Source organism: Lysinibacillus sp. FSL R7-0073 (genome assembly GCF_038009065.1).
Classification (GTDB): Bacteria; Bacillota; Bacilli; order Bacillales_A; family Planococcaceae; genus Lysinibacillus; species Lysinibacillus fusiformis.
This window is the reverse complement of the sequence record NZ_JBBPAS010000001.1, coordinates 3,227,259-3,251,616: the sequence shown is the minus strand read 5'-3', so window position 1 is coordinate 3,251,616 and position 24,358 is coordinate 3,227,259. Positions and strand designations below refer to the sequence as shown.

The following is a 24,358-nucleotide window of genomic DNA, read 5'->3' as shown; positions in this document are numbered from 1 at the left end:
ATTCTGTTATTTATTATAAGACAACATGTACATAAAAGCTATATCGAAAAGGAGAATTCCCCGTCTGGCAAGGAATCGACACAATTCGGTCAAACCCACTACAGGACCACCTAAGAGGGCTTGGTTATTGCTCGACAGAAATTAAATCTTGGATTGGCCTACCAAATGAACGCCATATAAGTATGGTATCTACAAGGTTGTAGCCTGCTCAATCCAGATAAAATCATGTATACTTATAGTATTGCTAGATGGAGGGGAAATTATGATTTCAACGGTTTGGAAAACAATAAAAAAAGGTGAGCTGGCACCAGTATATCTACTAGTTGGTGAAGAAAGCTATTTTATAGATGAGACGATTAAGCGTATAAAAGAAGCAATGGGACCAGAAGATGAGCTGGAAATGAACACTTTTGATTTAGATGAAGTGCCTGTTGATGCTGTTATGGATGAAGCGGATACCATTCCCTTTTTCTCTGAACAAAAGCTCATTATTGCCAAAAATGCTTCGTTTTTAAAGGCAACAGAGAAAGGGAAAGAAAAGATTGACCATGATGTGAAGCGACTGGAGGCATGGTTGTCCAACCCTTCTGATTTTTCCGTAACCGTTTTTATTGCCCCATATGAAAAGTTAGATGAGCGTAAAAAAGTGACAAAAATGATGAAAGAGCATGCATTACTGGTCGAAGTAGAAACACCTAAAGAGCAGGATTTAGCTGTTTGGATTCAAAGTAATGTTAAGGCACAGGGCAATAGCATTACACAGGATGCTATTGAGCTTCTTGTGACGATGGTTGGGGCGAACATGCTTCAATTACAAATGGAAATAGACAAGCTTACTCTTTATCTTGGTGAAGGCGGAGAAATTACGGTATCACTAGTGGAGGAATTAGTGGCAAAAACATTGGAACAGGACGCCTTTAAAATGCTCAACGCTTATTTGGCCAATGATTCAGTCAGCGCTTTGTCGATTTATCATGATTTATTGCGACAAAAGCAAGAACCGATTATGCTTGTTGGACTATTGGCATCCAATGTTCGTACGATGTCGAATGTTTTTTATTTGTTGAAAAAAGGGTACCATCCGCAGCAAATCGCCAAAAACTTAAAAATTCATCCGTACCGTGTCAAATTAATGACTGAGCAACATAATCGTCCATCAGAAGAAAGTTTATTGAGAGCATTATATCAACTGGCGGAGGTCGATTTACAGTTAAAGTCAACAGGTGGAAATCGTGAAAGGTATTTGGAGCTCTTTTTACTTCGTCAACTTTAATATAAAAGCTGTCCGCTATTGGGCAGCTTTTATGTTTTCTATAAAAATTAAAAAGACCAGCTACTCTTAATAGAGTGGCTGATCCTTTAAACAATTACGCTTACGCTTTTTTAGCAAGACGAGACTTTTTACGAGCCGCCGCGTTTTTGTGGATAAGTCCTTTTGAAGCTGCTTTATCTAATGATTTGAAAGCTGCTTGTAAAAGATCTTGTTTGTTTTCAGCATTTTCAGCAACAGCGTTTTCAGCTTTTTTCACTGTAGTACGCATAGCAGATTTAGCTTGAGAATTAGCAATGTTAGCTTTTTCGTTAACTTTTACGCGTTTAATCGCAGATTTAATGTTTGGCATATATTTCACCTCCTAAATTAGGTACGAGATGATATCTTCTCATTGATTTCTTGTGTCAATACAACAAAAATCATTTTAACAAACGCTTGGCTAAATTGCAATAGATAAATGCAAAGAATATTTACTTGACAGTTTGAACAAACTACTGCTTGAGGTGATCTGTATGCAAAATTTTAACTGGTATCGGACAGATTTAATCGATGAATCTGAAGAGGTAGTTGTCCATCAGACGAAAGAGCAAAAAGAAAAGCTTAAACAATCGAGTGGCGTTCAAATTGAAGATCGAACAGCCGGTCGAGTGAAAATTACGGATGTCCTAGTGGATGAAGAAGGTGAGAAGCAAATTGGCAAAAAAGAAGGCCAATATATTACCCTTTCTGTTCCGACACTGACATTAGAAGACCATGACGGATTTGTACAGCTCGAGCAAGAATTGCTAGAGAATTTTAAAAAATTACATGAATCACTCTCCTGGCAAGAAGACGATAAAATTTTAATTATCGGATTGGGTAATCGCACTATTACACCTGATGCGATTGGTCCGTATCTGATTGATCATTTGCATAGTTTAGATGTAATTGATGATAAATTTGTCATGTATGCCCCAGGTGTCACTGGACAAACGGGCTATGAAACGGGAGAGTTTGTAGCAGCTATTGCTGAGCGGCTCAAGCCAAAATTAGTCATTGTCGTCGATGCGCTTGCAACAAGAGCTAGTAATCGACTTTGTAAAACCATTCAATTAACGAATACAGGTATACATCCAGGCTCAGGTGTAGGGAATCAAAGGCAAGAAATCTCCTATGAAATGCTTGGCATTCCTGTAACAGCCATTGGTATACCGACAGTGGTAGATGCGCCTGTTTTAATTGCTGATGCGGTTGAAGTTATGCTGCGATCAATAGCGGCTCGCGTAGCTGAACGTAGTAATCCTTCATCGAAGCTATCTCTATCCTCATGGCAGCCAAATATCGACAAAGAGCTTGATATGTCGTTGGTTGAACCTATTTTCGGGGAATGGGCAACATGGACGAGAGAGGAACGTCAGCAGTTGTTTGAAGAAACCTTTGCAGCCTCACATAGACAATTGATGGTAACGCCTAAAGAAGCGGATTACTGGATTGATCGCTACGCAAATTTAGTCGCTTCAATGCTGATGAATTGGGCAAGTGATTTATAAAAATTAGCTAGTTTTATGCATAAATCAAGAAAAATTTTTACGTTCTAAATGACACCCCCCCTCCATACGATATGGGGAGGAGGGTGTGACTTTGCTAAAAAAACTACAATGGTCATTTGGTATATTATTGTTCTTTTTCGTATTACCTGTCATTGCTGGGCAACTTCCGTTCAACAAGCAAGCATCGACTCCGATTAAACAACCTGAAGATAAACAAGTCGTGTTTGCCGCTACTAATCTAGAGGAACAGAATGTACTTGAACAAACGAAAGAGCCCGAACCAGATTTAGATCCGTTTAAGGTGTTAGTATTATTTACGCATACGCATGAAGCATACGAACCGATGGTAAAAGCTGTGAGTGGTAAGGTAGCGACTTCTCATGAAACGGTCAACATTATGAGTTTGAAGGATAAGATTGTGAATCATTTTAATGTAAATGGTTTAAAGACTGATGTTCTTGATGTAGATACTATGAAGGAATTACAAGCACAGGGGAAGGGCTATCATCAATCCTATGATGTGATAAGACCTTTTCTTAGTAAACATTTAGAAACCAATAATTATGATCTAATACTAGATTTGCATCGTGATTCATTAAAACATGATCTTACAACGATCTCATATAATGGAGAAAACTATGCGAAAATCGCTATCGTCGTTGGGGCAGAGCATGCTAATTACCGCTGGAACACAGCCTATGCAGAAAGTTTATCATCCACATTAAATGCCATCGTTCCGAAAATATCAAAAGGTGTTATTTCCAAAAGTGGAGATGGTGTCGATGGGAGATATAATCAAGATTTAGCAAAGCAAATGATGATTATTGAAATCGGTGGGATTGGCAATACAGAAGAAGAGGTAAATCGAACGATCGCGGTAATCGGGAAAGCCATATCAAAGGCATTTGTTAATGATTCAAAAAAATAAACATAGTAGTCAAAAAGTGAGTCTCATTTAGGCTCGCTTTTTGATATTTTATTATAATAAAAATTTCCAGAAAAAAATCTAATTATTAGGCTTTCCATTGCTCTATTCTTGCCTTATAATTTTCAAGTTGGCTCACGATTTTATAATGAATGAAGGCATATGCTAACAGGGCGAAAGAGCTTTTGTAGTATCTACCATTTATGGTAATGTCTTTTTAGAAATACATATGTAGAGAATGAATTTTATAAGAGACTAGAAAAGTAATGACATTCAATATTTCTCTAAAACTTTTATCGTTTCTCAAACGTCAAACATATAAGTGAACAAACTAATCATTTGAGGGGGGATGATTTTCAATCAAGGTTTCTCATTACTTGATAATAGGTTTTATAGATTATTGAAGGAAGGAATAGTATGTCAGGCAAGTCATTAAATCATCGTTACATTCCTGGACTAGACGGGATTCGAGCATTAGCCGTATTAGCAGTTATTGCTTATCATTTTAACTTCAGTTGGGCTAGAGGTGGCTTTTTAGGAGTTGATATCTTTTTTGTACTATCAGGCTATTTAATCACCTCTACCATTTTACCTTTAAAGGGCAACCAATTAACAGTCAGTCTAAAGAAATTTTGGATTGGACGATTTAGACGGTTACTACCGGCTGCCTACGTTATGATTATTACATCATTTGTTTGGGCAATGCTCTTTCATAAAGAGCTCCTTCATACATTACGTGGAGATGCACTGTCTTCTATTTTCTATTCAAGTAATTGGTGGTTCATCTTTCATAAACTTTCTTATTTTGATAGTTTCGGTTCTCCATCACCCTTAAAGAATTTATGGTCATTAGCCATTGAAGAACAATTTTATGTAATTTGGCCGTTGCTTTTAATGATAGGACTGTTTGTTGTAAAAAAACAAAGTAAACTAGCAAAGGTTGTTTTTATTGGAGCTATTTGCTCGGCCTTATTAATGGCGATACTTTACCAGCCAGGTGCTGATCCGAGTCGTGTATATTATGGAACGGACACACGCTGTTTTGAATTATTAATTGGCTGTTGGTTAGCGCTTGTTTGGCCAATGAAAAGACTATCATCACAAAAATTATCAACAAGCCATATGAAGAAATTAAATGCTATTAGCTTTATTTCATTTACTATTTTCCTTGTTAGCATTATGTATGTGGATGAATTTCAAACATTCCTTTACAGAGGCGGAATGTTCCTATTTTGCTTGAATGCAGCCGTATTAATTGCTTGTGTTTGTCACCCAGTTAGTATTTTGGGAAGAATACTTGCGTGGAAACCACTATGTTGGATTGGATCACGATCCTACGGAATTTATCTTTGGCACTACCCCGTTATGGTATTAGGCACACCTATACATGAGATTGGAAACCCCTCCTATTGGCGAATTGCGCTTCAGATAGTACTCATCGTGACGATTGCAGAATGTTCCTATCGCTTTATTGAAATGCCGATTCGTAAAGAAGGGTTCTGGGCATATTATCGTAAATATTTCGTATTCAATAAAAAGAAATGGGCAAGCCTCACATTTTCAAGAAAAGTATCTACTGTCATGGTTCCACTTTTCCTTCTTGTATTTTTCACAGGGATTACAGGAGTCGTGGGAGAAGGGCAGCAAAGTTCAAAGGATTCGTATCCAACTGCCATTAAAATTAATGGTGATGGACCTACGGCTAATCCAATAAAAGAACCGGACAAAACAACTGACAATCCTTCACCTAGTAAGGAAGAAGTAGTTGATGTTCCAGATATAGAAACACCAAAGCCAGAAGAAAACGAAACAAATGTTGCGCCCCAGAAAGATGATGCTTATCAAAACATACTAGCAATTGGTGATTCTGTTATGATCGATATAGCAACGAGCTTACATAAGGTTTTTCCAAACATTACAATTGATGGGAAGATAGGTCGTCAAGTTTCACAAGCTGTCAAACTAGCACCAAATTATGCGAGTTTTAATCAATCTAATAATGCGATAATTATCCAATTAGGGACAAATGGCTATTTTACGAATGACCAAATAGATACACTTCTTGCTGCATTTGCTCATGCGGATATTTATTTAGTGAATACACGTGTGCCTCGTTCATGGGAAGGGAAAGTGAATACAGCTTTACTCGAAAAGTCAGAGGAACATGAAAATATTACACTCATTGACTGGCATGCGGCAGCCCTTAATCATCCAGAATACTTCGCTCCAGATGGTGTTCATTTAGAGAGAAAAGGTGTAGAAGTTTTAACATATCTTATTCAACAATCTATCAACCAATAAACTAATGAAAAAAGTCAGTATACACAGCTTTTGTCTGTGTAGCTGACTTTTTTTATTTCACAGAATAAAATAATTTTTTCCATCAATACTTATTGAGGAGTCCAATCCCACTGTATTTATTTACTTAAAACTATGAATTTTAATAACGGTAGTAAACATTGAAAGTATTGATATTATAGGGTTTCTAGTCTAGTTGCTGTTGTACTTTGAGTAGCGTTCATAGTATAATTCATTATAGTTTAATTAGGAGTGGAAAAGATGAACCGAGAAGCACGTTTAAAACGACAAGAGAATATACGAAATTTCTCTATTATTGCACATATTGACCACGGGAAATCAACGCTTGCTGACCGTATTTTAGAGCAAACAAAATCATTAACATCCCGTGAAATGAAAGCACAGCTCCTCGACTCAATGGATTTAGAGCGTGAGCGAGGCATTACGATTAAATTAAATGCAGTTCAATTAAAGTACGAAGCAAAAAACGGTGAAGTATATACATTTCATTTAATCGACACACCAGGACATGTCGATTTCACATATGAGGTTTCCCGTAGTTTAGCTGCTTGTGAGGGCGCCATTTTAGTAGTGGATGCTGCCCAAGGTATTGAAGCGCAAACACTTGCAAATGTTTATTTAGCTCTTGATAATGATCTAGAAATTTTACCTGTTATTAATAAAATTGATTTACCAGCAGCAGATCCTGAACGCGTACGTCAAGAAGTGGAGGATGTCATCGGGTTAGATGCATCTGAAGCAGTATTAGCTTCTGCTAAGGCAGGAATTGGGATTGAGGATATTTTAGAGCAAATCGTTGAAAAGGTACCAGCACCAACAGGTGACCCAGATGCACCTCTACAAGCCTTAATCTTTGACTCAATTTATGATGCCTATAAAGGTGTTATCATCTCAATTCGTGTTATTAACGGGACTGTAAAGCCTGGAGATAAAATCCGCATGATGGCAACAGGAGCGGAATTTGAAGTCATTGAAGTTGGGGTACATACACCAAAAGTTGTGCCACAAACTGAATTAACGGTTGGGGATGTAGGCTATTTAACGGCATCTATTAAAAATGTAGGGGACACACGCGTAGGGGATACAGTAACCTATGCAAACCGTCCTGCTACTGAACCACTAGCAGGATACCGTCGTTTAAACCCAATGGTATACTGTGGTTTATACCCTATCGATACAGCCAAATACAATGATTTACGTGAGGCTTTAGAAAAATTAGAGTTGAATGACTCGGCTCTACAGTATGAGCCTGAGACATCTCAAGCACTTGGTTTTGGTTTCCGTTGTGGATTCTTAGGATTACTACATATGGAGATTATTCAGGAGCGAATTGAACGTGAATTTAATATTGACCTAATTACAACAGCGCCTTCGGTAATTTACGAAGTCCATATGACAGATGGCTCTTCCATCAAAGTAGACAATCCTTCCTTTATGCCAGATCCACAAAAAATTGATCGTGTAGAGGAGCCATATGTGAAAGCTACAATTATGGTACCAAATGATTATGTAGGAGCGGTCATGGAGCTATGTCAAATGAAGCGCGGTAATTTCATGACAATGGATTATATTGATACAACTCGTGTAAGTATTATTTATGAAATGCCTTTATCAGAAATTGTATATGATTTCTTTGATTATTTGAAATCAAATACAAAAGGCTATGCATCATTTGACTATGAATTAATCGGTTACCAGCAATCAAAATTAGTGAAAATGGATATTTTACTAAATGGTGAGCAAGTCGATGCACTAAGCTTTATCGTACACCGTGACTTTGCCTATGATCGCGGTAAAATTATCGTTGAAAAATTAAAAGAATTAATCCCACGTCAACAATTTGAAGTTCCAATTCAAGCAGCAGTTGGCCAAAAAATTGTGGCTCGTTCAACAATAAAAGCTATCCGTAAAAACGTTTTAGCGAAATGTTACGGTGGGGATATCTCACGTAAACGAAAGCTTCTTGATAAACAAAAAGAAGGTAAAAAACGTATGAAACAAGTAGGTTCAGTCGAAGTCCCACAAGAGGCATTCATGGCTGTACTGAAGATGGATGATACGAAGTAAGGTTGAAATAGCAGCGTTTATAAGGTTTTAATTAAATAATTTTTTATCAGTTGGGTGGAGATTGCCACCGATTTTCCACCGCATTAAAATTGTGCCAGCAATTTATAAGTCTTTAGCGATGGAATCGAAAATATCCGCGGCATCTCTTGCCATCTTCTGTGTTAAATGGACATAGCGGTCTTCAGTAATTGCTGATCTGCTATGTCCTAATCTTTTTTGGACGGTTTTTATTGGCTGTCCACTTTCAATTAACATCGTTGCATGAGTATGACGTAAAGAATGGTAATTGAAATCGATGCCTAATTTTTTTCTTATTAATTCTCTTGTTTGATACTTTATAACGGCAGGGGTGTAATGTTCTCCATTTTCTTTTTTACAAATAAAATCATGATCAGGGTCTTGAAGATAAAATTCTCCATACTTTAATCGATTTTCAATTTGTTTCTTTTTCGTTTTCTTTAATATCTCCATTAAAGTTCTCCCAACTGGAATAGTACGATATCCGGATTTAGATTTTGGTGTAGCGACAACCCATTTAAAATATTCTTTTCCATTTTCATCTGTAATCTTTTTATTAATTAATTGCTGTTCAATTCCTACTGTCATTTCATGGAGTTTATATGCTTCCATTCAAGTCCACATAATTCTCCGACTCGAACTCCACAATGAAATCCTATATGAAATGGTAAATAGAATGGATGATCCTCATTTACTTTTTCATTCAAGAGTCTTAAATTTTCTTTTGATTGTATTTTTAAATCATCTTTAGTTGACTTACGGTCCTTTTCTTTTAATAACTCAACATAGTGCATTAGATTTTCGTTTATATACTTATAAGGATAAACAGCTTGCTTCAATGATTTGTTGAGTATTCCTTGTATAATACTGATTGTTTGTCTAGCAAGCCCCTCCCGTACTTTTAAATTCATGAATTTTTGTAAAACATGTGGTGTAAGAGATTTCAATTTATATTTACCAATGTGTGGTAAAATATGATTTTTAATCGTAATACGATAGTTTTCCTGTGTATTTGGTTTTAAACGTAATTGTACATATTCGATTTGCCAGAACATAAGAAAATCATGTAAGGTCATTTCTGATGGTTTAAATACAGTACCTGTATTTTCATACTCTAATGTTTTTCTTCTTAATACAGATTCTGCTTCAGCTTTAGTTTGAGCACCTTCAGCTGGACGTTCTATCTTTTTTCGTTTGCCATCAACCATACCTAAATCAAAATAGTAATACCACCTATTACCACGCTTACGAACTCCGCCTTTCATAATACAATCTCCTCTCGTATTTAGTGGTTTTTTAGTTAATCTCACATAGTAATCACCACCTTTTAAGTAAGTATGTTCTGTTTCGGGGTAAAAAATATATAATGTTAATTCATGAGCCATAAATTGAAATTGGTGTATCAAGCCATTCAAACATTTCGATGACGCCCAAGGGTTCAAAGCAAACTGTGAAAATATCGATAGATACACATAATCCGTATTTACTCTTGTACCATTCCAAGGCAGCATCTAAAAACTCCTCTGTAACATTGAGGAAGTCTGCAAGTTCGTAGCGATTTACTATGTGTAATTTATATGCTTCTATTATTTTTGAAATGGGAATAAGTCTCTAAAAAGGTAACCAAAATCAAAACGAAGTTGTTATAAAAGAAAAAGGTAACTCGATTCAAACTACCATTGAAAAGAGTAACCAAAATCAACGTGGTGGTAAAAGAAAAGGTGCTGGGCGCAAAGCGTTTGGGATAACTAAAAAAGTTTCATTAACTCTTTCTGAAGATGTTTGGAGTGAAATAGGAAATTTAATTGAAAATGGATCAAGCCAATCGGAGGTTTTAAGGAGCCTTATAGAAAAGGGATTGGAAAGTTAGTTACTGCAAAATATGAATATACTATTCTAAACCTAACTTAATGTAATGTTAAGTTGTAATTAAATTATAGAACCTATTTACAAATTATTAAAGTTGTGCAGTTTATGCATGACTTTTTATTATGCAATTAACTATGAATAAAATTAAATTGTTAAATAAGTTAAACCACTTTATAATAGTGCTAATTAAATACGATTTATGAGATGGTTTCATACCACTTCCTAAGATTTTTATTAATATCTCGTGTGTCAAAGACCACACCGTAAAGATGACTTTATAGAGAGAAAGGAAGAGTCGATCAAATGATTAAAAACTCAAACAATCAGGGTGAGATATTGGATACTGAAAATGTTTTAGGAAAATATAAGGAGAATATAGAATTAATTCAACAGTCATTAAAACAACTTGAGCTGGACATTACTGAATTGCAAAGTGAAGGATTGGTTGAAATAGAAAAGTTGGCTATCGAATTAAGTAAGTTGCAGAAACTATCAACAAGTATAGAGTTTAAAGCTAAGCTTCTTATTTGTGATAACGGTGAAACCATCGAGACAATCAACACCTGAATAAAACACATAGTTCATGTATGTCCTATGTGTAAAAGTGCTATTGAAGTTTTATAAATAAAATATAGATTTTAAGTCATGTCCTAATGGATGTGGCTTTTTATTATGCCATGAAGTCCGATGGATGTATCAGATGGACTTTGCAAGTAGAACTATGAATTGTGGAGGGAATTATTAAAAGGATCACCTTGGGGAAGTGACCCTAAAGAATAGAGGTGTAAGGATTAGTTAAAAATCAGCATTGGAGGATTTTGTTTTTACGGTACGGATCAATATCTTTGATTCATTATAAATTAATATGAATTATACAGGAAAGCAGCTCCAACAATTATTAAAAGAATGAATAGTACAACAATGAGTGCAAATCCTGAACCATTACCGTAACCACCGTTATTGCCATAGTTTTGGGACATAATAATGTACCTCCTTTCTATAATTTTATTATATGTATGATTTTCAAAAGGAGTTGCGATAACTGTCATCATCAAGAACAAAATTAACGGACTAACTAAGTTGTATCCAACAATAGGGTATAGCTTTTTATTATGTTTAAAATGAGGGATAGCAACTAGAAAAAAAACGATGGGCGAGGTCAGAGTTTGCTATTCCGAATCCATTGTATGTAAATAATCAAATAGAAATTCCCCAAAAAAGTGAAGGGATGAACAATGGACCCAATCAAAGTAAGGATTAACATGGGGTTATATGCATAGATCCGATTTATCAAGTCGATACAACAACTGTTTTTAATCAATATCAACAGTGGTTTACTGATTATTCAGTTACAAAGGCTGCTGAATTTTTAACATGGCAAACAGAAGTAACAACAGCACTAGAGAACTGGATTGATGCACAGGAGCAAGATTTTCTAGCATGGAGACAAGCAGAAGAACAGCTTTATTACACAGGTTGGAAGGACGTAAAAACGGCTTTGATGCATGGTTTGAAACGGTAAAAGGAAAATTGAGTGAAGATGCAGCAGGGAACTTATTTATCATGATAAAGGATTATAAGAATGCTAGTATGCCTCACAAGTATCTGGATAGTTCCGCCAATAAGATTTATAGTTATGGATTACAACGGTATCCAGTTTTGAACTGTGTATCATTCATTTATGAGGAGGATGTGTAATGCTGCCACCAATAAATTTATCTACTTACGAACAGATTGAAAAGGTGTTTCAAGATTTAAGTGTAATCACTACAGCGAATTTAGGAGTACCAGCTACCCCAACGAGTGATAATTTAAGCGGAGTAGTTCATGCAAAGTTAAATTGGTTACTTGCAAACTTAAATACGTTAATTACTGGGAGAGTGGTAAAGAGCGTTCAAAGAGATGAAGCATACGGTGATAGTGGATCGGTATATTATATAACGATTGCAATGGTGAATCCTAGTAAATGTATGGTTCTCATTGATAGTCCAGCATATCAATCTGGTATAAATAGAATGACAGCATTAACAGCTAATCAGATGACAATGTATGGTGGTACCGATGGTCAATACTCTTGGCAAGTTATTGAATTTTATTAAGGTGGTGGGTAAATGTTTAGATATGCACAAATAAATGACGAAAGTGTTGTAATGAGTATAAGTTCTTTAAGCGGTGAGGTAATCGCTGACCATATGATTTTAATTAATGATTTAGATGTTGAACTGGATATTATTTACAATAGAGACGCAGGTGAATTTACACCACCTGAACCAACATCAATTGAATCAACACCAACAGTTGAAGAAATGCAGGCACAAACATTATTAAATACAGAATATACAGGGTTACTAACTGTAATGAATGAACAGTAAACGCAAGCAGAAGCTTAGCGTTATTTTTATTGTCTAAATATTAGATGGTAAGTATTTGATTTTATAGAGCTTTAACGGATAATAGAAACTAAGGGAGATGATTCTAAGTTGATAGAAAAAAACGTCAACACCGAAGTTTCAGGAGATATAATAGTTACTCACCTAATAGGTCACATAAAAATTGAAGATGTTGATGATTGGTTTAAAGGTTTTGAAAAGGTGTGTCAGCAATTTATTTCTGAAGGTCGAAAGTACAAATTGTTGGTTGATAGAAAAGGATATTTTCCAGACCATTTTTCTGTCCAGAAAGAATGGAAAGATAAGTTTTTTAATAATACCATTCTAAAACACAGCAAAGCAATTGCGTTTCTCCTTGAAGAAGGAGAGATAATGAACCACTTAAAGCAATCCAACACAAAAGAGTCTGTTGAATTTTTCGATAATTACGGACTGGCTTTCAAATGGTTGGTCGAGTATTCAAAATAAGAATCTTTTAATAATTGATGAATGTTTTAATAACAGTATTTCACCTTCCACTATACTGTGGAGGGCTATTTTTATACAACAAGAACTAAGCTATGCACTGTACCGAGCAGTGTTATTTTTATTTGTAAGGTGTTGACATGGATCAACGAATTGAAAGATTAGAAACTGATATGACCGATGTAAAAACGCGTCTAGCTGTAGCTGAATCGAATATTAAGGAAATTCGAGAAGACATTGGTGGCATAAAAGATAATACAACATGGATATTGAGATTACTAATTGGTGGTCTAGTTGGTGCAATGGTGGCTTTTATTATTAAAGGAGGATTGATGTAAGATGAAAATTAACTGGAAAGTACGTATACAACATAAACAATTTTGGGTGCCATTAATCGCATTACTACTAGTGCTCGCTAATCAAACAGCGGGGATTTTTAATGTCGATATTACGATTTACAATGCACAAATTACAGCCATTTCAGAGACTGTATTAAGCATTTTAGGCTTGCTTGGTATTATTTATCGACCCGACTACCAAAGGTACTTCAGACAGCGAGCAAGCATTGAATTATGACAAGCCAAAGGGTGATGTGAAATGACAAGCATTACAACAACCTGCCGAGAGATTTCTGAACTATTACCAACTGCACAAGCAGCCTGTCGATTGTTATTCCAAGAGTGCTTTAAAGCAGGTATTAAGAACGTCTTTATTACTGAAACATATCGCTCTCAAGAACGACAGAAGTACCTTTATGCACAGGGGAGAAATAGACCAGGGCAGATTGTTACTTGGACACTAGACAGTAACCATAAGTCACGACTAGCTTGGGGTATTGCTGTTGGTCCGGAGAACAATTAAAGGAACCGGAGATTGGTTGGAAAAGATACGACGATTCTCATCAAGCTATTATAAAAAAAGGATACGAAACCACAAAAGATGGTGCTCCGTATAACGGTAGCTATTCTTATACATCCGCAAATGATAAACCTGTATTATTTGATTTCACAGGAGATAAAGTTCGAATTATCGTGCGTAAATGGAACACAAGTAATTATTACGCTGAAAAAGTAGAATATACATGGGCCAACACAAAATCAGACGTTAATAGCTGAAGTAACAGGTTTAGAAAATAAAAGACATAAGGTAATAATCCGTATAGCAGAAGGTTATACGAAAGGTATAAATTTAGATGCAATAGACATTGATGCTAATGGTATACTTATTCACCCAGATACAGAAGGAATTGTTGAATCATTAAAACTAAACAAAGAAACACTTGAACTAACAATAGGTTCTAGTGAAACTTTAGTAGCAACAATTGAACCAGAGAATGCAATAAACAAAAACGTTATATGGACAAGCAGCGATTCAGAGATTGCTTCAGTGGATGATAATGGCAATGTAATAGGGAAGAAAGCTGGTAAAGTAACAATTACTGTAGAGACTACTGATGGAAGTAACTTAACAGCAACAGCTGAGGTTACAGTAAAAGAAACAGAAACTGGAGAAATTGGTACTAGAGCAATTTTAAGACTTACTGTGACTAATAAAGATATTCATGAGTATGATTTATCTTTATCAGAAATTGATCAGTTTATGAATTGGTGAGATGGTCGTGAAGTCGGACAAGGGAAACCATATTATAAATTTAAATTAAATGTAACGACTGGAAATATTGTTTCAAGAACAGAGTATTTTATGTATGACAAAATTGTTAGTTTTACAGTTGATAATTATAAATAATATTTATTGAATTTTGCTGGTTTATTCAAACACTTAACAGGTGCTCATTATTTATTGAGTACCTGTTTTTTTATTTCCACAAATTAATACTTGTCAAAATGCAAACGTTCATTTGAAATAATACAAACGAATGTTCCTGTTGAGAGGTGTTGGATGATGAAAGAACAACTTGTTAAAAGGGCTGATCAAGATGGATAATGTTAAATATAGGCAAATATATAGTCTTCAATTCTAATTTAGCATAACCTATAGCGAAATCGATAGGAGGAAAAAATATGCGCGATTATTATGATCAATATGACAGAGACAGATACGATGATGACTACGAATATGATTATGACAGTTATGGAAGACGTCGTAGAAGACGTCCCCGTTATCAATACCCATATTACCCATTCTTTCCATTCTTTCCGTTCTATCCACCATACTACCGCCAACCATACTACCGCCAACCATACTACCGTCCATATGGCTACTAATATAAATATAATATTAAATCAAGGAAAAAATCGCTCCGCGCGGTTTGTACAGGTGAAGGACTCTTGTTCAGAAGTTGTATAGGATGAAGTGTTATTCTGTAAATGTCTTGTACAAAAACAGATAAAGACCAGGCGCTCAATTGAGTACCTGGTTATTTTTCATTTATTCAATGTTATTCATATCTTTTTCAGCACCAAACCACATTTTCATTAATGGGGTAGTTAATATCCATGTTCTGCATGATTTTTTGATTAATCCTGCCTCAACTGCACCTTCAAATTTCGTATTATCCTTGGTAATAGTACGGATTCTACTATGTATAGTATCGATACTTATACTCCATCTTTCAGCGGCTTCTTGAACACTCATTACATCTTTTAACGTATACATATAATCATCTCCAAATCGATTTTTAAATATCTTCAACGTAACTGCCTTTAATATAAACTATATATTTGTTGATGTAAACAAAATTTTGTTTGTAGATTTCTAATTAATAATAAAAAGCCACTCGTTTGAGTGACCAAAAACTATTTATTTACCACCTTATTCATTGCATCTATATATTTTTGTATATCAAGTTCTTCATTATTCATTCTTATAATAATTGAACCAACCTGAGCATCTCCGAATTTCTTAGCACTAACTTCTTGGGCTTTCTCAACACTTGGCCATTCATAAATACTAAAATCTTCTGTAGTAATTAATTTAGTACATTCAAGTTTAACGCAATTATGGCTATTGTCTCGCGGTTCAGTTGTACTTAAACCAGCATCTTGAATGCTTTAAGAATATCATCTGCTGAATTTAAGTGGCTTACAAAAATAACAAAGATCAAAGTTGAATCAAGATGGCCTTACAATTGAATTTTAATTGTTAGTTTTTCTAACAAAATAAAGAAAAATTAATTGAACTAGTACCACAACTATAAATGCAATGCCCAAAATGGCGTAGGTTACCATTTTAATTTCAGGTGTTTGTACTACACCAGCCCCATCAATATTTCTTGCGCCAACAAAAAATGCAAGAGCGCCAAAAACTAATATCCATACACTATTTGCAGCCCACCATATTTTCATTTTCAAAATAAACACCCTCTTTATTCTTGTAGTTTTCTTTAGTGGATTAACTATATCAATTTTACATATAAGTGGAAACGTACGGTAGGCTGTTATATGTCTCAGTCTTAAGGCTGATTGACTAATTAAATGCAAAAAACTGACTACCTAATTGATAAACGTATGCTCAGAGTTAAGAAGTAAGGAAGGTTTGAACGAAGACAGGTGTAAAGCAATCTGTTATGGCGCTTTCTATGTCAATGTCTGTTGTTATTATTAGGTTCCTTTGAGATTAATAAAACTATAAACGAATGTAAAAAAAGACCACTTCAAATGAGCGGTCTGAATAGATAAAACGTTAAATAGTCTTAAATTATAATGAAGTGGACTTACCTTTTTTTTCATCAATAATAAGGTCTTCTTTATCTGGGTGAGGGAGTTCAGTATATCCCTTACGCCCATTAGATTCTTTAATATTGCTTGGATCTGCTCCCTTAGAAAATGATTGTTTTGTTGGCTCATCTGTTGCAAATTCTGTATTTTTTTTATCTCTTTTCATTTTGACACCTCCTAAAGATATTATTTAACGTATTCAATTAAATATCCCTCGTTTATTTCAAATTTTTTCAACAAGCGTTTTATAATATTGAATTGAACGTCATTTATTTAGCAAGTATTACTTACACTCTAAAAAAAATAGACTCACTCGGAAAATAGTATGTTTATTATAGGCTGCATCGTGATAGGCAGTTATTCTTTTGTATTAATATTGCCTTAAAGGACAAATACTTTTTTGTTATAAAAATAGATAGTAGCACGAAGTTGAGTGAATGGGTATGTATATCCATTGAAGCACTGACATTATTCATTAATTGGCAAGAGACACTTGTCAAAATTGGCTGGAACGCTATTGTAAATGATGCTTCAAATATGATGGAAGGCGGTTAGCATGGTCTAAATGGTTAAAGAATATACTAGATGTAATGTAAAGGATAGAAAAGAGGATGGGGATTATTGGTTTATTAAATATTATTATGAGCGCTTTTGGGATTACTATGATAACTTTATTTATTTTTCTTTGGTCACTTGATGAAGACAAATGGAGTTTAATGGGAATTTCCTCTTACGTAATTCCTGCCATATTAATTTATTCTGTTGTTTTTGTGTATGTGTAGAAATTAGATAATTCTAGCGTGTGAACTTCATGTATAGTAAATGAATATGAACACTTCTTTTCAGGAGGTCGCAGAAGGTCGAAAAATCCATGGACAAGTACACTTATACAAAGATAAAATATTCATTTTCTTTATGTAGAACATTCAAAAAGGAGGAATCCTGACGCTGGAGTGATTGCCTCAAATTTTATTACTAGTAATGGAAGTGAAAATGAATGGCCATCATAAAAGATAGATCATTTTAGGACGGAACTTGGGCTTTTTTGAGGTGATTATTGAAGCAAAGCTTTTATAAGCTAACGCAATTTTCTTCTTATAAAATGAATAGCAAGATCAATTAAAATATATGGGCGAGAAACTGTAAATGAGCCCATTTAATTGGCTTTGTACCCCTTTTGGATTTGTTTTATTTATGGTAGATTACAGTTTAGTTGGTTTGGCCTCATTGATTGGGTCACACTTGCTGTCTGACAACACTGTACATATTTCATATAGAAGATTGTTTTGAAAAATAAGATGGGGGAATCTAATGAAATGCTGACATATGAGCTTTTGGACACAATGCTTCTAGCAGACGAGGGAACGATTAGCCCTGTTGTGCTGGCAGGTCCATTTCCTATGGCTATCATTCCGACACAGCCCGTATCTATTCGAGCAGAGAAAGGTATTTATCGAATAGGTAAAGGGCAATTTGTCTTGCTTTTACACCAAGAGCAGGATATCTATCTAGTTCCAAGCGATAGGGAGGACTTTGCACCTGTTTACAGCATCTCATTTAATAGTTACCGGTTGGCAAAACGGGAGAAGGATGAGCTATTATATGTGATTGATTTAACGCATTTGCCTGCACATGGGCAGATCATGGAATTTCCTCGGTATGCAGAAGGTTTGCTTAAAAATTTGCTGGAACAGTTCCAGCGAACGCAAAACCTGAATACAACCCCTAAGCTCCATTTGCTTCTGCACGAATTACTCGATACCATTTTTGAAAGAAAGAGTATTGATAACAGTTTTGTGACGAACGATCAAGCGATTCAACAGGCTGTTCTTTTATGGCTGATATGCTGGTTTTAACGAAAGCTATTTCTCCTCGCTGTTTAAGAAGGAAACAGGGTGGAGCTTTGCTGAGTATGTGAATCAAATTCGGGTAGACCAAGCAAAGCTTCTGCTACTGGGGACAAATGACAAATTGCAGGATATTGCGTTGAAAACAGGATTCGCAGACGGTTCATATTTGGGGAAAACCTTTACTAAATATGTTCATATTTCACCTAGCAGTTTCCGTAAGAGGAGGCATTCTCATCGTATAGTTAGTATACAATTTCTTGGGGCATTAGTAGCATTGGGCATTCAACCCCTCGCTACTACACGAGAGCTGCTTCAATCTTCTAAGCTATTGCATAAACGATTGCCGACCATTGTGGAAATAGAGTCCTTTGATCAACTCGAAGAGATACGCCAGCTCGAACCAGAGTTAATTGTGGCACCAACTCATTTTTATAATTATCCTGATATAATAAAAACACTCGAACAATTTGCCCCTGTTTTAACAATCCCTTGGGGGCAGTTGGACAAGCTAGAAGAGGTAAGACTGCTTGGAACACTACTAGGGCGTACACAACAGGCTGAGGAGTGGATTGCAAAACTACAACAGTCCGCTCAAGAAGCAAGAAAAGTCATTCAACCATTTTTAGAGTCAGATACAACAGCTGGAATCTTTGAATTAAGTCATGATAATTTATGGCTAATCCCTTTTCTATCAGTGTGCTCCGCCTACACTCTATTTGAATTATTAGGGCTACGAGCTCCTCAAACCATTGAACAGGAGATACTTCAAACTGGTAGGCATCTTAAAGTGACAGAGCAGGATTTGCCTGTATATGCGGCTAGTCATATGTTTTTGATTGTGCTAACGGATGATACGGAATCTTTCCGTGCTCAGCTTATGCAGCGTTCCATTTGGCAACAATTAGTGTATGAGCAAGGCTGCCAATTACATCTACTGAAGCTCAATGAATTTTGGTTTGATGATGGTTTCTCAATGGAGCTTCAGCTGGATGTAATGGTAAAATTGTTAATTAAATAAAACTAAATCCAACAATTTCCCCTATAAAACATCCAATTTAAAGGCATTGTTCTTGTACAAGACTGTCTCTATAATGAATATATCATCACGAATGATTATCATTATCAAATAAGGAGGTGCAATCTTGTACTTACTTAAGTTGTTAATATCGATATTATTTCTTGCTTTAATCACCATACTTACGGCATGTGGCAATGCCAATGACAGCACTAAATCCAATACAAATCAGGATCTTCTACAGCCGAAACGTCGGAATCAGCAACAAAGATTATTAAAACATAACGTGGGTATTTGGAAATGCCAAGTCATCCAAAGCGTCTTGTGACAGACGGTTATTTACCAGAGTTACTTGTACTAGGTGTCAAGCCGATCGGTTCTACACAATGGGATTTGGAGAACAAAGTAATCCAGGATCAGGTTGATGGAATTGAAACAACTGGAGAGAGATCATTAGAGACCATCGTACAACTGAAACCAGATTTAATCATTACTTGGGTGAGTGATGAAGCAATCCTTCAGCAATATGAGAAGATTGCACCAACTCTTGCAATTCCTTATAGCTCAACAGGAGATATTTATGAAACTATGCGTCTATTGGGCGATGCTTTGGACAAAAAGGATGAAGGGGAAAAATGGATTAAGCAAATTAGATCACACAGCTGAGGAAGCACGCGCACAGCTTGCAAATATAATTAAACCCGATGATACTTTTACGCTGATGGGCGTTTTTGTAGTAGATAAAGGGTTTTATAGTGACGGAGGCTATAGAGGCGGAGAAGCTATTTATAAGCATCTTCAACTAAAGCCACCTGCGAAACAGGCGAAAGAAATGATAGGGAAAGAGGCGGCTTATCGTCAAGTTTCGTATGAAGTCATTCCTGAATATGCCGGCGTCTATATTTTCATCGATCAAGGTGATTTAATCTCAGAGGTATGGGGGAGAGCCAAGGACTTTGGAAATCACTTGACGCTGTGAAGAATGACCGAGTGTTCAAGCTTGACCCAGAGTTGTTCTGGGGCAATGACCCAATCACATTAGAACTGCAAATTAAAGAAGTGGTGAAAATGCTGACTGAAAAACAATATAAATAGTTCCAATCTTAAAGGATCACTACCCTAAAGGGTGGTCTTTTTCTTTTTACCTCTATTAGGATGTTCTGTGTTAATTAGTACTTTTTCCATTGATAAGAAAAGAATTAATTGAGAAAAAATAGGGTATATATTAAAATCAATTTATACATACAATATATTGTATTAAATAACGTATTGGAGAATTCATAATGGAATATTTATCGCTAAAAGACCATGTTTATAATTATATTGTGGAACAAATTAATAATGGGAGCTTGCTGGCTGGAAAAAAGGTGAATGAAAACCATATTAGTGAAAGCCTCAATGTAAGTAGAACACCAGTAAGGGAAGCTCTCATTCAGCTGACATCAGAAGGTTTACTAGAAAATATCCCACGTAAAGGATTTGTCATCAAAAGTTTAACGAAGGAAGAAGCGAAAGAGACTTATTTTATTATTGGGGCATTGGATGGATTAGCTGCTTCATTGGCATTGCCGTTTTTAACGGAAAAAGATATGAAAGAGATGGAGTTTTATATTCAAAGTATTGATTTAGCTATTAATACAGAAAATTACAGGATGTACGATAAAATGCAAGAGGCTTTTCATGGTGTTTATCATAAGCTATGCCCGAATAAAAGTTTGATCGAACTTTTACTGCAATTAGAGAAAAAATTTATGAAAAACTTAGGGGAAAATGACTCTACTGATCGAGTAAAGGAAATGTTAACGCAGCTCAACAATGAACATCGGGAAATTCTTGATTTTTTCAAGAATGGAGATGCCATTGATTTAGAAAGATTCCTCAAAGAAGTTCACTGGAATATGGAAAGAGCGGAGAAAGTATTGCTATAATTGCTAGAAAAATTGGAAAAACTAAGAATCTGTTTCGAATGAGACAGATTCTTTTTTTATTGACATATAAAATAAAATATATAATATATAGAATTAAAGACTGAATATTATATATTGTCTTTTAACAAAGGAGAAAGGGGATTATTTTGTTTCAACAAACTTCTCTCTCTTTAATAAGGGGAAAAAACCTTTCTACGGCAGGTGCTTGTGCAATATCATGCTGACGGTTTTTAGAGAAGCTTTTCAAGTGAGCTTGAAAAACACCGGAGGCATATGTGGAGACGTAATGAATGGTGTAGAAAGGCTATGATTTGAAAGATTTAGGGGGATTTACAGTGGAGAATAAAGAGTACGATTTACAACGTGGGTTAAAACGCAGACATCTTACAATGATCTCAATTGGTGGAACCATTGGGACAGGGTTATTTCTTGCATCTGGAAATGTTGTTTCAAATGCTGGAGCTCTTGGAGGTCCTATAGCATTTTTAGTGATTGGTATTTTAGTATTTGTGTTAATGAAGGGTCTTGGAGAAATGTCAACCTTCATGCCTATACCAGGAGCATATACTACCTATTCAGGTTTATTTGTTCACCCTGTGCTAGGTTTTATGGTTGGCTGGAATTTATATATTAATGGATTCCTCGGGCTCGGTGCTGAGATTGTTGGGGGAGGGATGATTCTTAATCAATTTTTCCCAAGTACGTCTACCTTTATATTTTGTCTTTGTATTTCAGCTATTATTTTGTTTTTGAACTTAATTGATGTGAAATCCTATGGGGAAGCAGAATATTGGTTTGCCGGTATTAAAGTACTTGCCATCATTGTATTTCTTATCATTGGGGTCCTAATGATTTTCGGTGTTATTGGAGAACAAGGATTTATAGGATTTTCAAATTGGAACAGTGAATCAATGTTTCCAAATGGTCTGACAGCGGTCATTATTATGATGACTGGTGTAGTTTGGTCCTATCTAGGTGTTGAGACAGTTGTTTCTGCGGCAGGTGAAGCAGAAAACCCGCAGAAAAATGTTCCAAGGGCCATTAATACAATTTTCCTTCGTATTTTAATTTTCTATGTTGGATCTATTACCATCATTGGTTTAGTTGTACCCTATCAAAATGTAAGCGTTCTAAGTAATGGATATGCTGGTCTTTTAGGTTTAGCTGGCATTCCTGGAGCTGCAACAATCATGAATATTATTATTCTAACATCTTTGGTTTCTGCAGCTAACTCGATCGTTTATTTCCTAAGTAGAACACTGATTGCACTATCAAAAGAAGGGAAAGCACCAAAAGCATTAGGGAAGGTCAATAAACGAGGCATTCCAATGAATGCGGTAATTTTGACATTATTCCTTGGACAGGTTTCGTTGATTACGAACTTTATTTCACCAGATAAAGTATTTATTTGGTTAACATCTATTGCAGGCTTTAATACACTACTTGGCTGGTTTGGTAGCTATCTTTCCCACTATAAATTTAGAAAGTGGTTAGTGAAAAATGGTGGGTCTGTCGATAAGCTAAAATTCAAAATGCGTACTTATCCAATTCCAACGCTACTTTGTTTAGCGGCTTTAATAGCCATTGCCATTTATACAGCTTATAGTCCTGAAACAAGATTCTCATTCTATATTGGTGTTCCTATGCTAATACTGTACTTTATTGCGGGCACTTATTTGTATAAAAAAGGGAAAATCCATGATCCTAGCTATAAGCCATTTTTAGAAGCACATATACATGATAAAGAAATAAAATAATCAATGACATGATCGTTGGTTGCATCCATTTTTCTAGTAAACAATCAGAATGTTAAGAGATTTGTGATGAGTTAAAGGAGATACAGAATAATGGAAAAGAATAATTTACAGCTGGCTATACAATTACGACATGAGTTACATGCGCATCCAGAATTATCAAATCAAGAAGCATGGACGAAACAGCATTTAATAGAGTTTCTTAAAACCCATACAAATCTTGAAGTCGTAGATAAGGGGCGTTGGTTTTATGCCGTTTATCACTCAAAAGTAGGCAAAAGAAATATTGCTTTTCGGGCTGATTTTGATGCCCTCCCGATTGAGGAGACGATTGAACTTTCTTACGGTTCGAAGTTTCCTGGTGTTTCTCATAAATGTGGTCATGATGGACATTCCGCAACTCTTTGCGGCTTTGCCCTTGAAATCGATCAGAAGGGCTCTGACAATAATATATTCTTTTTATTCCAACATGCCGAGGAAACTGGTGATGGTGCTGTAGAATGTGCCGTCTTAATAGAAGAAAAGAAAATTGATGAGATTTTTGGCTGGCATAATATGAGTGGCATCAAAGAAAATACGGTTTATGTTATCAATGGAACAGCTCAGTATGCATCAAAAGGAATGTCTATCTATATGGAGGGGGTACCTTCTCATGCAAGTGAACCCGAGAATGGCATAAACCCTGCTTTTGCCATAGCAAAAATTATTGATAGCATTCCAAGCTTTATTGATTCAACAGCGAATAAAGGTAATGTATTATGTACCGTCGTCCAAGTAGATATCGGAGAGAAAGCATTTGGTGTCAATGCAAGTAAGGGCACATTACGATTGACTATCCGAGCTCTATATGAGGAAGAGATGGATAAACTTCAGCATAAATTGGAAAATCTAGCACAAGCAGAAGCAGAAAAATATGGGCTGAAAATTCGTTTTGAATATCAGGATGAATTCCCTGAAACGGCTAATCACGTAGAGAGCTCCAATAAAATACGTCAGGTTTGTGCAGAGAAAAATATACCAATGCTCGAGTTAAAGGAGGCTTTCCGTGCTTCAGAGGATTTTGGTCATTATACAAAACTGACAAAGGGCTCTTACTGTTATATAGGTAATGGAGAGGATTATCCAAACATCCATACCTTTGAATATGATTTTAAAGATGACCTGATCGTAACAGGAGTCGAATTGTTTAAAGGGCTTGCTGAGCAATAAACATAGATGAATAAGAAAAAAAAGGAATCACCGTAAAGCGGGCGATTCCTTTTAGCATTTTGATTTTGTC

The 24,358-nt window shown here is 35.6% G+C and carries 30 protein-coding genes and 1 pseudogene; 24 read left to right on the top strand and 7 right to left on the bottom strand.

Annotated features, from left to right (window positions below; genetic code table 11):
* The first annotated feature begins 262 nt into the window (after window positions 1-262).
* Window positions 263-1,273 carry a DNA polymerase III subunit delta gene (holA, locus tag MKY88_RS16200; protein WP_069482073.1) on the top strand — a complete coding sequence of 337 codons (1,011 nt, stop codon included), beginning with the start codon at window positions 263-265 and terminating at the stop codon, window positions 1,271-1,273.
* A 100-nt stretch (window positions 1,274-1,373) separates the two neighbouring features.
* Here the strand turns inward: holA and rpsT are convergent, their stop codons facing one another.
* Window positions 1,374-1,622, bottom strand: coding sequence for a 30S ribosomal protein S20 (gene rpsT, locus MKY88_RS16195; RefSeq protein ID WP_069482072.1), 249 nt, complete (start codon window positions 1,620-1,622; stop codon window positions 1,374-1,376).
* A gap of 163 nt (window positions 1,623-1,785) precedes the next feature.
* Between rpsT and gpr the strand changes: the two genes are divergently transcribed.
* The 4 genes from gpr (at window position 1,786) to lepA (ending at window position 8,113) form a co-directional block, all read left to right on the top strand.
* Complete coding sequence (gpr, locus tag MKY88_RS16190) at window positions 1,786-2,802, top strand: GPR endopeptidase (RefSeq protein ID WP_193832633.1); 1,017 nt, start codon at window positions 1,786-1,788, stop codon at window positions 2,800-2,802.
* 85 nt (window positions 2,803-2,887) lie between these two features.
* On the top strand, window positions 2,888-3,730 hold the full coding sequence (gene spoIIP, locus MKY88_RS16185; RefSeq protein ID WP_232540647.1) for a stage II sporulation protein P: 843 nt from the start codon (window positions 2,888-2,890) through the stop codon (window positions 3,728-3,730).
* 414 nt (window positions 3,731-4,144) lie between these two features.
* On the top strand, window positions 4,145-6,028 hold the full coding sequence (locus tag MKY88_RS16180) for an acyltransferase family protein (protein ID WP_340814152.1): 1,884 nt from the start codon (window positions 4,145-4,147) through the stop codon (window positions 6,026-6,028).
* A gap of 258 nt (window positions 6,029-6,286) precedes the next feature.
* Window positions 6,287-8,113: a translation elongation factor 4 gene (gene lepA, locus MKY88_RS16175; protein WP_069482068.1), complete on the top strand. Its 1,827-nt coding sequence runs from the start codon at window positions 6,287-6,289 to the stop codon at window positions 8,111-8,113.
* Window positions 8,114-8,215: 102 nt separating this feature from the next.
* On the opposite strand, the gene MKY88_RS16170 is transcribed toward lepA, so the two are convergent.
* Window positions 8,216-8,743: a tyrosine-type recombinase/integrase gene (locus MKY88_RS16170; RefSeq protein WP_328204296.1), complete on the bottom strand. Its 528-nt coding sequence runs from the start codon at window positions 8,741-8,743 to the stop codon at window positions 8,216-8,218.
* Window positions 8,716-9,396 (bottom strand): site-specific integrase, encoded by a 681-nt coding sequence (locus tag MKY88_RS16165; RefSeq protein WP_340814151.1) that lies wholly within the window; start codon window positions 9,394-9,396, stop codon window positions 8,716-8,718. Before MKY88_RS16165 ends, MKY88_RS16170 begins: the two co-directional genes overlap by 28 nt.
* Window positions 9,397-10,303: 907 nt before the next feature.
* On the opposite strand from MKY88_RS16165, the gene MKY88_RS16160 reads away from it, so the two are divergent.
* The gene (locus tag MKY88_RS16160; RefSeq protein ID WP_328204300.1) at window positions 10,304-10,567 is read left to right on the top strand and encodes a hypothetical protein; all 264 of its coding nucleotides are present in this window, start codon (window positions 10,304-10,306) and stop codon (window positions 10,565-10,567) included.
* A 293-nt stretch (window positions 10,568-10,860) separates the two neighbouring features.
* Here the strand turns inward: MKY88_RS16160 and MKY88_RS16155 are convergent, their stop codons facing one another.
* A complete protein-coding gene (locus tag MKY88_RS16155) occupies window positions 10,861-10,980 on the bottom strand; it encodes a YjcZ family sporulation protein (RefSeq protein WP_328204302.1) in 120 nt (39 codons plus the stop codon).
* 460 nt (window positions 10,981-11,440) lie between these two features.
* Here MKY88_RS16155 and MKY88_RS16150 point away from each other — a divergent pair, with 460 nt between their 5' ends.
* From MKY88_RS16150 to MKY88_RS16110, 10 genes and pseudogenes are all read left to right on the top strand, one after another.
* Window positions 11,441-11,698, top strand: a complete 258-nt coding sequence (locus MKY88_RS16150; protein ID WP_340814148.1) for a hypothetical protein — start codon at window positions 11,441-11,443, stop codon at window positions 11,696-11,698.
* Window positions 11,698-12,099 (top strand): hypothetical protein, encoded by a 402-nt coding sequence (locus MKY88_RS16145; protein WP_340814147.1) that lies wholly within the window; start codon window positions 11,698-11,700, stop codon window positions 12,097-12,099. Before MKY88_RS16150 ends, MKY88_RS16145 begins: the two co-directional genes overlap by 1 nt.
* A 12-nt stretch (window positions 12,100-12,111) precedes the next feature.
* Entirely contained in the window at window positions 12,112-12,372 is a 261-nt protein-coding gene (locus MKY88_RS16140; RefSeq protein ID WP_340814146.1) for a hypothetical protein, read from the top strand.
* A gap of 78 nt (window positions 12,373-12,450) precedes the next feature.
* Window positions 12,451-12,858, top strand: coding sequence for an STAS/SEC14 domain-containing protein (locus MKY88_RS16135; protein ID WP_328204334.1), 408 nt, complete (start codon window positions 12,451-12,453; stop codon window positions 12,856-12,858).
* Between the two features lie 137 nt (window positions 12,859-12,995).
* Window positions 12,996-13,193, top strand: a complete 198-nt coding sequence (locus tag MKY88_RS16130) for a hemolysin XhlA family protein (protein ID WP_301253904.1) — start codon at window positions 12,996-12,998, stop codon at window positions 13,191-13,193.
* Window position 13,194: 1 nt separating this feature from the next.
* Window positions 13,195-13,326, top strand: a pseudogene (locus tag MKY88_RS24655) (phage holin); the annotation flags it as partial.
* A gap of 40 nt (window positions 13,327-13,366) precedes the next feature.
* A complete protein-coding gene (locus tag MKY88_RS24650) occupies window positions 13,367-13,456 on the top strand; it encodes a phage holin (protein ID WP_372428812.1) in 90 nt (29 codons plus the stop codon).
* A complete protein-coding gene (locus MKY88_RS16120) occupies window positions 13,453-13,716 on the top strand; it encodes a M15 family metallopeptidase (protein ID WP_340814143.1) in 264 nt (87 codons plus the stop codon). Before MKY88_RS24650 ends, MKY88_RS16120 begins: the two co-directional genes overlap by 4 nt.
* Window positions 13,717-13,932: 216 nt before the next feature.
* The gene (locus tag MKY88_RS16115) at window positions 13,933-14,466 is read left to right on the top strand and encodes an Ig-like domain-containing protein (RefSeq protein WP_340814840.1); all 534 of its coding nucleotides are present in this window, start codon (window positions 13,933-13,935) and stop codon (window positions 14,464-14,466) included.
* 423 nt (window positions 14,467-14,889) lie between these two features.
* Window positions 14,890-15,162 (top strand): hypothetical protein, encoded by a 273-nt coding sequence (locus tag MKY88_RS16110; protein ID WP_328204311.1) that lies wholly within the window; start codon window positions 14,890-14,892, stop codon window positions 15,160-15,162.
* Between the two features lie 81 nt (window positions 15,163-15,243).
* Here the strand turns inward: MKY88_RS16110 and MKY88_RS16105 are convergent, their stop codons facing one another.
* The 3 genes from MKY88_RS16105 to MKY88_RS16095 form a co-directional block, all read right to left on the bottom strand.
* Window positions 15,244-15,471, bottom strand: coding sequence for a helix-turn-helix domain-containing protein (locus MKY88_RS16105; RefSeq protein ID WP_328204313.1), 228 nt, complete (start codon window positions 15,469-15,471; stop codon window positions 15,244-15,246).
* Window positions 15,472-15,950: 479 nt separating this feature from the next.
* Window positions 15,951-16,160, bottom strand: coding sequence for a DUF3923 family protein (locus tag MKY88_RS16100; protein ID WP_175423129.1), 210 nt, complete (start codon window positions 16,158-16,160; stop codon window positions 15,951-15,953).
* 352 nt (window positions 16,161-16,512) lie between these two features.
* Window positions 16,513-16,698 carry a hypothetical protein gene (locus tag MKY88_RS16095; protein WP_258268892.1) on the bottom strand — a complete coding sequence of 62 codons (186 nt, stop codon included), beginning with the start codon at window positions 16,696-16,698 and terminating at the stop codon, window positions 16,513-16,515.
* Between the two features lie 263 nt (window positions 16,699-16,961).
* On the opposite strand from MKY88_RS16095, the gene MKY88_RS16090 reads away from it, so the two are divergent.
* The 8 genes from MKY88_RS16090 to MKY88_RS16055 all read left to right on the top strand — a co-directional run bounded on the left by MKY88_RS16090 (window position 16,962) and on the right by MKY88_RS16055 (window position 24,288).
* Window positions 16,962-17,087 carry a hypothetical protein gene (locus MKY88_RS16090; RefSeq protein WP_328204316.1) on the top strand — a complete coding sequence of 42 codons (126 nt, stop codon included), beginning with the start codon at window positions 16,962-16,964 and terminating at the stop codon, window positions 17,085-17,087.
* 743 nt (window positions 17,088-17,830) lie between these two features.
* Window positions 17,831-18,388, top strand: coding sequence for a hypothetical protein (locus MKY88_RS16085; protein WP_340814141.1), 558 nt, complete (start codon window positions 17,831-17,833; stop codon window positions 18,386-18,388).
* A 19-nt stretch (window positions 18,389-18,407) separates the two neighbouring features.
* Entirely contained in the window at window positions 18,408-19,400 is a 993-nt protein-coding gene (locus tag MKY88_RS16080) for a helix-turn-helix domain-containing protein (RefSeq protein ID WP_340814839.1), read from the top strand.
* A gap of 297 nt (window positions 19,401-19,697) precedes the next feature.
* On the top strand, window positions 19,698-20,063 hold the full coding sequence (locus tag MKY88_RS16075) for an ABC transporter substrate-binding protein (RefSeq protein WP_340814139.1): 366 nt from the start codon (window positions 19,698-19,700) through the stop codon (window positions 20,061-20,063).
* Window positions 19,978-20,376, top strand: coding sequence for a hypothetical protein (locus MKY88_RS16070; protein WP_340814138.1), 399 nt, complete (start codon window positions 19,978-19,980; stop codon window positions 20,374-20,376). Before MKY88_RS16075 ends, MKY88_RS16070 begins: the two co-directional genes overlap by 86 nt.
* A gap of 304 nt (window positions 20,377-20,680) precedes the next feature.
* Window positions 20,681-21,325, top strand: a complete 645-nt coding sequence (locus MKY88_RS16065; RefSeq protein WP_340814136.1) for a GntR family transcriptional regulator — start codon at window positions 20,681-20,683, stop codon at window positions 21,323-21,325.
* 335 nt (window positions 21,326-21,660) lie between these two features.
* A complete protein-coding gene (locus MKY88_RS16060) occupies window positions 21,661-23,082 on the top strand; it encodes an amino acid permease (RefSeq protein WP_258268896.1) in 1,422 nt (473 codons plus the stop codon).
* 90 nt (window positions 23,083-23,172) lie between these two features.
* Complete coding sequence (locus MKY88_RS16055; protein WP_340814135.1) at window positions 23,173-24,288, top strand: M20 metallopeptidase family protein; 1,116 nt, start codon at window positions 23,173-23,175, stop codon at window positions 24,286-24,288.
* Window positions 24,289-24,358: the final 70 nt, after the last annotated feature.